The following is a 2,435-nucleotide window of genomic DNA, read 5'->3' as shown; positions in this document are numbered from 1 at the left end:
ATGACAAACAACAACCAGAAGATCATCGTCTTCCTGCTGGCGGCGGTGGCCCTGATGGCCCTGCCGCTGTTCGTGGCGCCGTACGGGCAAGGCTGGGTGCGCATCATGGCGCTGGCCCTGCTGTACGTGCTGCTGGCCCTGGGCCTGAACATCGTGGTCGGCTATGCCGGCCTACTCGACCTGGGCTATGTGGCCTTCTATGCCTTGGGCGCCTACATGTACGCGCTCTTGGCCAGCCCCCACCTGGCCGAGAACTTCGAGTGGATCCGCGAGGCCTACCCCAACGGGCTGCACCTGCCCATCTGGGCCGTCATCCCGCTGGCCGCGCTGCTGGCGGGGGTGCTGGGCATGATCCTGGGCGCCCCCACGCTCAAGCTGCGCGGCGACTACCTGGCCATCGTCACCCTGGGCTTTGGCGAAATCATCCGCGTCTTCATGAACAACATGGAGCACCCCATCAACATCACCAACGGCCCGCGCGGCATCAGCCAGATCGACGCCATGAGCCTCGGCCCGGTCGACTTCGGCAAGCCCTTCGAGCTGTTTGGCCAGACCATCCCGCCCGTGGTGCTGTACTACTGGCTGTTCTTGGTGCTGGTTGTAGGCTCGGTCATCATCTGCCGCCACCTGGCCGACTCGCGCATCGGGCGCGCCTGGATGGCCATCCGTGAAGACGAGATCGCCGCCAAGGCCATGGGCCTGAACACCCGCAACCTCAAGCTCATGGCCTTCGGCATGGGGGCCACCTTCGGCGGCGTCTCCGGCGCCATGTTCGCCTCCTTCCAAGGCTTTGTCTCGCCCGAGTCCTTCACCCTGATGGAGTCGGTGATGATCGTCGCCATGGTGGTGTTGGGCGGCATCGGCCACATCCCCGGCGTCATCCTGGGTGCGCTGCTGCTGGCGGCTCTGCCCGAAGTGCTGCGCTATGTGGCCGGCCCCCTGCAACAGCTCACCGACGGGCGGCTGGACGCCGCCATCCTGCGCCAGTTGCTCATCGCGCTGGCCATGATCGTCATCATGCTGCTGCGCCCGCGCGGCCTGTGGCCCTCGCCCGAGCACGGCAAGGCAGCCCCCGCCGCGGTGAAGTAAAGGAGAACCCCCATGACCACCGTCTTTAAAGTCCAAGGGGCGTCCAAGCGCTTCGGCGGCCTGCAGGCCCTGACCGATGTCTCCATGAGCATCAACCAAGGCCAGGTCTATGGCCTGATCGGCCCCAACGGCGCCGGCAAGACCACCTTCTTCAACGTCATCACCGGGCTCTACACCCCGGACGGCGGCCACTTCGAGCTGGGCGGCGCCCCCTACACCCCGTCCACCGTGCACGAAGTCGCCAAGGCCGGCATTGCCCGCACCTTCCAGAACATCCGCCTCTTTGCCGAGATGACCGCGCTGGAGAACGTGATGGTCGGCCGCCATGTGCGCTCGGGCTCAGGCCTCTTGGGCGCCATCTTCCGCACCAGCGCCTTCAAGCAAGAAGAAGCCGCCATTGCCCAGCGTGCGCAAGAGCTGCTCGACTACGTGGGCATTGGCAAGTACGCCGAGTTCAAGGCCCGCACCCTGTCCTACGGCGACCAGCGCCGCCTGGAGATTGCCCGCGCCCTGGCCACCGACCCCAAGCTCATCGCCTTGGACGAACCTGCCGCCGGCATGAACGCCACCGAGAAGGTGGTGCTCAGAGAGCTGATCGACCGCATCCGCAAAGACGGCCGCACCATCTTGCTCATCGAGCACGATGTGAAGCTGGTGATGGGCCTGTGCGACCGCGTCACGGTGCTGGACTACGGCAAGCAGATTGCCGAGGGCACACCGGCCGAAGTGCAGAAGAACGAGAAAGTCATTGAAGCCTACTTGGGCGCAGGCGGGCACTGAACCATGTCAAACCAAACACTCCTCAAGATCAACGGCCTCAAAGTGGCCTATGGCGGCATTCAGGCCGTCAAGGGCGTGAGCCTGGAAGTCCGCCAGGGCGAACTCGTCAGCCTGATCGGCGCCAACGGCGCGGGCAAGACCACCACGCTCAAGGCGGTGACCGGCATCCAGCCCATCGCGGCGGGCGACATCGAATACCTGGGCCAGCCCATCAAGGGCCAAGGCGCCTGGGACTTGGCGCGCCAAGGCCTGGTGATGGTGCCCGAAGGCCGAGGCACCTTCACCCGCATGACCATCACCGAGAACCTGCAGATGGGCGCCTACACGCGCAACGATGCAGAGATCGAGGCCGACATCGAGAAGGTCTTCGCCACCTTCCCGCGGCTCAAAGAGCGGGCCGAGCAGTTGGCCGGCACCATGTCGGGTGGCGAGCAACAGATGCTGGCCATGGGCCGCGCGCTGATGGCGCGCCCCAAGGTGCTGCTGCTGGACGAGCCTTCCATGGGCCTCTCACCCATCATGGTCGACAAGATCTTCGAGGTGGTCGACACCATCCACAAGCAGGG

General features: G+C 65.3%; 3 protein-coding genes. All 3 read left to right on the top strand.

The annotated features are described in order from the left end of the window. Positions 1-1,089, top strand: a complete 1,089-nt coding sequence (locus KAK11_RS21595; protein ID WP_210811698.1) for a branched-chain amino acid ABC transporter permease — start codon at positions 1-3, stop codon at positions 1,087-1,089. A gap of 12 nt (positions 1,090-1,101) precedes the next feature. After that, the gene (locus KAK11_RS21590; protein WP_210811696.1) at positions 1,102-1,869 is read left to right on the top strand and encodes an ABC transporter ATP-binding protein; all 768 of its coding nucleotides are present in this window, start codon (positions 1,102-1,104) and stop codon (positions 1,867-1,869) included. Positions 1,870-1,872: 3 nt separating this feature from the next. Next, positions 1,873-2,435, top strand: a 563-nt coding sequence (locus KAK11_RS21585; protein WP_210811695.1) for an ABC transporter ATP-binding protein, incomplete at its 3' end; no start/stop codon positions are given.

The sequence above is a fragment of the Ideonella paludis genome (assembly GCF_018069865.1).
Taxonomy (GTDB): Bacteria; Pseudomonadota; Gammaproteobacteria; order Burkholderiales; family Burkholderiaceae_C; genus Ideonella; species Ideonella paludis.
This window is presented reverse-complemented; position numbering and strand designations above follow the sequence as displayed.